At 58.7% G+C, this 7,104-nt stretch carries 8 protein-coding genes; 2 read left to right on the top strand and 6 right to left on the bottom strand.

Annotated elements, in window-relative coordinates:
- Positions 1-145: 145 nt before the first annotated feature.
- The gene (gene thrH, locus AFK24_RS18530) at positions 146-763 is read right to left on the bottom strand and encodes a bifunctional phosphoserine phosphatase/homoserine phosphotransferase ThrH (RefSeq protein ID WP_065834598.1); all 618 of its coding nucleotides are present in this window, start codon (positions 761-763) and stop codon (positions 146-148) included.
- Positions 764-923: 160 nt separating this feature from the next.
- Between thrH and AFK24_RS18525 the strand changes: the two genes are divergently transcribed.
- Complete coding sequence (locus tag AFK24_RS18525; RefSeq protein ID WP_065834597.1) at positions 924-1,658, top strand: phosphoadenylyl-sulfate reductase; 735 nt, start codon at positions 924-926, stop codon at positions 1,656-1,658.
- 112 nt (positions 1,659-1,770) lie between these two features.
- Here AFK24_RS18525 and cysB read toward each other — a convergent pair whose 3' ends face one another.
- From cysB to AFK24_RS18500, 5 genes are all read right to left on the bottom strand, one after another.
- Entirely contained in the window at positions 1,771-2,745 is a 975-nt protein-coding gene (cysB, locus tag AFK24_RS18520; protein ID WP_065834596.1) for an HTH-type transcriptional regulator CysB, read from the bottom strand.
- Between the two features lie 121 nt (positions 2,746-2,866).
- Positions 2,867-3,379 carry a universal stress protein gene (locus AFK24_RS18515; RefSeq protein ID WP_065834595.1) on the bottom strand — a complete coding sequence of 171 codons (513 nt, stop codon included), beginning with the start codon at positions 3,377-3,379 and terminating at the stop codon, positions 2,867-2,869.
- A 94-nt stretch (positions 3,380-3,473) separates the two neighbouring features.
- A complete protein-coding gene (locus AFK24_RS18510; RefSeq protein ID WP_065834594.1) occupies positions 3,474-4,379 on the bottom strand; it encodes a 5'-nucleotidase in 906 nt (301 codons plus the stop codon).
- A 20-nt stretch (positions 4,380-4,399) separates the two neighbouring features.
- Entirely contained in the window at positions 4,400-5,356 is a 957-nt protein-coding gene (locus AFK24_RS18505) for a putative 2-dehydropantoate 2-reductase (RefSeq protein ID WP_065834593.1), read from the bottom strand.
- A gap of 30 nt (positions 5,357-5,386) precedes the next feature.
- A complete protein-coding gene (locus AFK24_RS18500) occupies positions 5,387-5,722 on the bottom strand; it encodes a thioredoxin family protein (protein ID WP_065834592.1) in 336 nt (111 codons plus the stop codon).
- A 254-nt stretch (positions 5,723-5,976) separates the two neighbouring features.
- Between AFK24_RS18500 and AFK24_RS18495 the strand changes: the two genes are divergently transcribed.
- Complete coding sequence (locus AFK24_RS18495) at positions 5,977-7,053, top strand: 3-deoxy-7-phosphoheptulonate synthase (RefSeq protein WP_065834591.1); 1,077 nt, start codon at positions 5,977-5,979, stop codon at positions 7,051-7,053.
- The last annotated feature ends 51 nt before the right edge of the window (positions 7,054-7,104 follow it).

Genomic DNA, 7,104 nt, shown 5'->3' with positions numbered 1-7,104 from the left:
AAGTCCCCTCCTACCGGTTGTATGGCTCGGTAGGACCGGACTTGTCCGGGAAGGCGTCGGGTCTGCCGAGGAAGATCTTCAGCGTTCACACCGGCCTTTTCGGGGACAAGTCCCCTCCTACCGGTTGAGGTGTGAAGGGTGCTGCTTACACACTCAAATCCCGATTCGAGGCCTTGATGAATTCCTTTTTCAGGTCGTCAAAGGTATGCACCGCTGGGAACTGCGGGAATTCGCGGATCACGTTTTCCGGGGCGTGGAACAGAATGCCAGCATCGGCTTCGCCCAGCATCGTGGTGTCGTTGTATGAGTCGCCGGCCGCGATCACCCGGTAGTACAAGGTCTTGAACGCCAATACCGACTGACGCTTTGGATCTTTCTGACGCAGCTGATAGCTGACAACCCGGTCGGTCTCGTCGGTAATCAGGCGATGACAGAGCAAGGTCGGGAAGCCCAGTTGACGCATCAGCGGCTGGGAGAACTCATAGAACGTGTCCGACAGAATCACCACCTGAAAACGCTCGCGCAGCCAGTTGACGAACTCGATGGCGCCGTCCAGCGGCTTCAAGGTGCCGATCACTTCCTGAATATCCGAAAGCTTCAGGCCGTGCTCATCGAGGATGCGCAGGCGCTGCTTCATCAGCACGTCGTAGTCGGGAATATCCCGGGTGGTGGCACGCAACGATTCGATACCGGTTTTTTCAGCAAAGGCGATCCAGATTTCCGGGACCAGCACGCCTTCCAGGTCCAGACAGGCAATTTCCACAGGACACTCCTCGAGGGGACTTCATCGTCAAAAAGAACCGGCACTTTAGGGGCTGTTGCTGTTTCAGCGCAACAACAGCAAACCGGCCAACTCGGCGAAAGATTTTGTTAACATCCCCGTCATTACGAGCGCTTAAGCGCCAACTTTAGGAAACCGCCTGATGAGCCAACCCTTCGACGTCGTCGGTCTCGCCGCGACTTACGCCAACAAGTCCCCGCAGGACATCCTGAAACTGGCCTTTGAGCATTTCGGTGATGATCTGTGGATTTCCTTCAGCGGTGCCGAGGATGTGGTGCTGGTGGACATGGCCTGGAAGCTGAACAAGAACGTCAAGGTGTTCAGCCTGGACACTGGCCGTCTGCACCCGGAAACCTATCGTTTCATCGAGCAGGTGCGCGAGCACTACAAGATCGACATCGAGATCATGACCCCGGATCAGCAGAAGCTCGAACCCTTCGTCAAGGAAAAGGGCTTGTTCAGCTTTTATCGCGACGGTCATGGCGAGTGCTGCGGCATCCGCAAGATCGAACCCCTGCGGCGCAAGCTAGCGGGCGTAACCGCCTGGGCCACCGGGCAACGTCGCGACCAGAGCCCCGGCACACGCAGCCACGTCGCGGCACTGGAAATCGACAGCGCGTTTTCAACGCCGGAACGCACCCTGTACAAATTCAACCCGCTGGCGCAGATGACCAGCGAGGAAGTCTGGGGTTATATCCGCATGCTGGAACTGCCTTACAACAGCCTGCACGAACGCGGTTTCATCAGCATCGGTTGCGAGCCGTGCACGCGTCCGGTGCTGCCGAACCAGCATGAGCGTGAAGGCCGCTGGTGGTGGGAAGAAGCCACGCAGAAGGAATGCGGATTGCATTCGGGGAACCTGATCGCGAAGGTTTGAGTGCCACCAGCCCCGTTGGAGCGAGACTTGCTCGCGAAAGCAGTATTTCAGGTTAAAAACCTGCCTGATTTACTGACCTATTCGCGAGCAAGCTCGCTCCCACTTGATTAAATCAATGCACCGGCAATTCCACGCCGTCGAATAATTCTTCCAGCTCTTGCTTGTTGTGGCACTGAATCGCCTTGGCCATGACCTCACGGGTCAGGTGCGGGGCGAATTTCTCGATGAAGTCGCACATGAAGCCGCGCAGGAAAGTGCCGCGACGGAAGCCGATGCGGGTGATGCTGGCCTCGAACAGGTCACTGGCATCAAGCATCACCAGATCGCTGTCGAGTTTGGCATCCACGGCCATTTTCGCCACGATGCCGACACCCAGGCCCAGGCGCACGTAAGTCTTGATGACGTCGGCGTCGGCGGCGGTGAACACCACTTTAGGGGTCAGGCCGCGATGGCTGAAAGCCTCGTCAAGCTTGGAACGACCGGTGAAACCGAACACGTAAGTCACGATCGGGTACTCAGCCAGCACTTCCAGCGTCAGCTTCGGCACCTTGGCCAGCGGATGGCCTTGAGGCACGACGACGCAACGGTTCCAGCGATAGCACGGCATCATCACCAAATCGCCGAACAACTCCAGTGCCTCAGTGGCAATGGCGAAATCCACGGTGCCATCAGCGGCCATTTCCGCGATCTGCATCGGCGAGCCCTGATGCATGTGCAGCGCCACGTCCGGGTATTGCTTGATGAAATTGCTGATCACCGGCGGCAACGCATAACGCGCCTGGGTATGCGTGGTCGCAATCGACAGGGTGCCTTTCTTCTCGTTGGAGAACTCCTGAGCAATCTGTTTGATGCTCTCCACTTTGCGCAAGATCTCGCCGGCGGTGGTGATGATGCGTTCACCGGCCGGGGTGACGCGGGTCAGATGCTTGCCGCTGCGGGCGAACACTTCGACACCCAGTTCGTCCTCCAGCAGACGAATCTGCTTACTGATTCCGGGCTGAGAGGTATACAGACTCTGAGCCGTCGCTGAAACGTTGAGGTCGTGGTGCGCCACTTCCCAGATGTAGCGCAATTGTTGAAGCTTCATATGTATCCCTCAAAGCAGGAAGACGCCCAAGGCATCAGCGACGCTATATAACTGGATTAATGGTGAGAACAAGGCAACTAGAACTTTTTATCACTTTTGAGCGCCAAAGGCACGCTCGATTTTACGTCTGCGTCTCATCTCTCCGGCGCGCGCCCTTGCTCCACCCCGGCACCATGTAAACCGGAACCTCCGATAGCTGCAAAACCCTGGCCGCCGTGCGGCCAATCGGTGCAGTGGCTTCTGTTCCGTGACTGTGACTGCCCACTACCAGCAGGTCGACCTCAAGCTGTTGCGCCTGCTCCAGAATCACGTTGCATGGATCGCCCTGCACAACCCGCACGGTGCGGATCAAGGCCAGATCCTGATGCCCTTCCCCCAGTTCCTCCCGAAATCCGTCCAGTACCCGTTGCTCGATTCCATCCAGCACCGTGTTGAGCCCCTGGTGGTGCAGCTCTTTCAGCGCATCCTCGCTCAGATAACTTTGTAGTACAGATTCGGCAAACAACCCCATCGGCTCAACCACATGGATCACATAAAGCTCGGCGTTAAAGGTTCGAGCAAGTGCCAGCGCGTGCTGCATGACGTAGGGCGCATACAGACTCAGGTCAGTGGCATACAGCATCGAACGAATCATACGACCTCCCGAACAGCCAGAATGGCGGAGATGGATTCAGCTTAGCAGCGCGCCAAAAAGTGCGACGGTGATTACCCGTTCGAGCGGCAAAAGCTCAAAGTTTTATTTCGTTGCTGATGCCGTGCGGGACGTGGCCAGTGGCAACCACATCGCGGGCCTTTTCACAGTGACCGGGTTGATCATCGAAGAACACGTCGGCCGCGAAGGCTTCAAGAAACGCGGACTTCTCCAGCCCGCCCAGGAACAGTGATTCGTCCAGGCGAATGTCCCATTCGCGCAACGTACGAATGACCCGTTCATGAGCAGGCGCCGAGCGGGCCGTGACCAGCGCAGTGCGAATCGGACAGGCCTCTTCGGGGAACTCGCGCTGCAGCAGATTGAGCGCCGCCAGGAACGGTTTGAACGGGCCGCCGCGCAATGGCTCGCGGGCCGACTGGCGCTCACTGGCCTGAAAGGCTTCAAGACCGCCCGACTGGTAAACCCGCTCCGACTCGTCAGAAAACAGCACGGCATCGCCATCGAAGGCAATGCGCAGCTCCGCACTGGCCGCACGCCGTGCACCACCGGAGAGAATGGTCGCCGCCGCGAAACCGGCATCCAGCGCACTGCGCACATCCTCGGCGTGCGTCGAAAGAAACAGATGGCAACCGAAGGCAGCCAGATAAGGATAAGGGCTGCGACCGCCGACGAATGCCGCACGGGTAATGTCCAGGCCGTAATGCTGAATCGAATTGAAAATTCGCAGGCCGGTGTCGGCGCTGTTGCGGGAAACCAGAATGACCTCGACCCGCGCCTTGCTCATGCTCGCGTTGAGGCTCAACAGCTTCTGCACCAACAGAAACGCATCGCCGGGCTCAAGCATCTCGTCTTCATGAGCGATCTGATATTTGCGGTACGCCGCGACGCCGTCGGCCATGTAGATCGCATGACTGTCACGCAGGTCGAACAAGGCGCGGGAGGAAATCGCCAGGACCAGTTTGTTGCCTTGATCGTTTGCCATGATTTCGCCTTGCAGCCTGATCAGCTGTTTCGTGCATCGATAAAAGCCAGCGCCTGATACAGCATGCGCACACGCGGCATGTCACAACCCGCCTGCGCTGCCGCAGCCAGTGGTACGGCGTAGATAGCGTCAAGTTCGAGGGGGCGCTGCTCCCGAAAATCGTGATACATGCTGGGTCGATAATCCGGCATTTTCTCGGTGACCGCGAACAGATGGTCGGCGAAACCTTCGGGCAATACGTGACCGCACGCTTGAGCTCCCTGCACCACCTCGGCCATCAACGCCTGGATCAGCGCGCGACTCTGCGGGTCGGCCATCAGCGGTGTGGTGCTGGCTTGCAGCAACGCCGACAAACCGTTGTAGGGGATGTTCCAGACCAGCTTCTGCCAACGCGCCTGTTGCAGGTTGGGCATGGCGTGCGCTTCGAGGCCGGCGGACCGGAACAGGCTTGCCCCCTCCTCCACCAGCGCAAGTTGGCTGGCCGCATCGTCCGCCGCACCGCTGTGATAACCCAGATTCACTGCACCGAACGCCTGATGCGCGACGATTCCGGGTGCCGTGCGGTGCGCGCAGACGAAACACAGGCCGCCCAATAAATGCAGCGAATCAGGTAGCAGACTGCGCAGAGTGTCTTCGACGCCAAGCCCGTTCTGCAAGACCACCACCTTAGCGCCAGGCGCAGCGGTTTGAGCAATGGCGGGTGCCAGCGCGGCGTTGCTGGTGGCCTTGGCGCCCACCAGCAGCCAGTCGCAGCGCGGCATGTCTGCGGCAGAGGAATAGGCCTGAACCGGATTTAGCGTCAGTTCGCCAAACACCGCGCTGTCCACTCGCAAGCCGTGTTGCGTGACCGCAGCGAATTCACTGCGCAGCAAAAAATGCACATCGAAACCGGCCCGCGCCAGCATTACGCCATAAAAACCGCCGATGGCGCCGGTGCCGATAATTCCGATGCGGGGTCGCGTCACTTCATGGCTCATGCCGATCTCCTTGCTTGTTGATTGCCGGGCTCATGGCAGTTCATCGGGTTCACGGGTCAATCCCAGGTTCAAGGCGTCGCGTATTGCGCTGGCGGTGAGCGGCGTACGCAGCGCCCCGAAAAACTCGCCGTCGCGCACGATGAACAGTGCCGGCAAATGAAACACTTCATAACGCTCTACCGCCCCGCCGTTTTCCTCGGCATCGATCCAGCACAAGCGCTGCACGGGTAGATCCAGCCGGGGCAGCTGTTGCCGGGCATACCGGCAGCTTGCGCAACCGACGCTGGTGAAGATCAGCAGCGAAATACCCGCCAATTGCAGCAGTTGTTGGTCGACATCAAAGTCGCTCAGTTCAAGCTGATCCAAGAAAACGCCTCCTGTAAGGCAGCACACTATCCGTTTCCCCGCTGGCGCTTGCAAATATCCTTGTAACGCCCGCAGACGAAAAAACCTGCATTAACAGTGACCATCCAGCCATTACCAAGGGATAAAGCCGTGTTTGCCCATTGTCGAACAACGGCCTAACGCGCTAAGGTTCCGCTCCCCGCTGCGCTCCAATCATGCTGGCTTCGCCGCACGGGCTACGTTGGCGGCCAGCACCGTGACCTGATGAGAACACGATGGCTGATCTACCGATTGACGACCTCAACGTTTCTTCCAACGAGACTCTGATCACGCCGGATCAGCTCAAGCGTGAAATCCCGTTCACCGCTGCCGCCTTGCGCACCGTGAGCCAGGGCCGCGAAGTTATCCGCAACATCCTCGACGGCAAGGATCATCGCCTGTTCGTGGTGATCGGGCCGTGCTCGATCCACGACATCAAGGCTGCCCACGAATACGCCGAACGCCTCAAGGCACTGGCTGCGGAAGTGTCCGACACGCTGTATCTGGTCATGCGCGTCTATTTCGAGAAGCCGCGTACGACCGTCGGCTGGAAAGGTCTGATCAACGATCCGTATCTGGATGACTCGTTCAAGATTCAGGATGGCCTGCACATCGGTCGTCAACTGTTGCTGGACCTCGCTGAAATGGGTCTGCCGACCGCAACCGAAGCGCTCGACCCGATCTCCCCGCAATACCTGCAGGACCTGATCAGCTGGTCGGCCATCGGCGCACGCACCACCGAATCCCAGACTCACCGGGAAATGGCTTCGGGCCTGTCCTCGGCAGTCGGTTTCAAGAACGGCACCGACGGCGGCCTGACTGTGGCGATCAACGCCTTGCAGTCCGTTTCCAGCCCGCACCGGTTCCTCGGCATCAACCAGGAAGGCGGCGTCTCCATCGTGACCACCAAGGGCAACGCCTACGGTCACGTGGTGCTGCGTGGCGGTAACGGCAAGCCGAACTACGATTCGGTGAGCGTCGCGCTCTGCGAGCAGGCGCTGAACAAGGCCAACATCAAGCCGAACATCATGGTCGATTGCAGCCACGCCAACTCCAACAAGGATCCGGCCTTGCAGCCGCTGGTCATGGAAAACGTGGCCAACCAGATTCTGGAAGGCAACCAATCGATTATTGGCCTGATGGTTGAGAGTCATCTGAATTGGGGTTGTCAGGCAATTCCGAAAGATCTGTCGGAACTGCAATACGGCGTATCCGTGACCGATGCCTGCATCGATTGGGAAAGCACCGAAAAAACCCTGCGCAGCATGCACGCCAAACTCAAGGATGTGCTGCCCAAGCGCGAACGCGGTTAAGCCTGCACGCAAAACAAAAACGCCGAGCAAATGCTCGGCGTTTTTCATTGC

The organism is Pseudomonas syringae, assembly GCF_001698815.1.
Lineage (GTDB): Bacteria > Pseudomonadota > Gammaproteobacteria > Pseudomonadales > Pseudomonadaceae > Aquipseudomonas > Aquipseudomonas syringae_A.
This window is presented reverse-complemented; position numbering and strand designations above follow the sequence as displayed.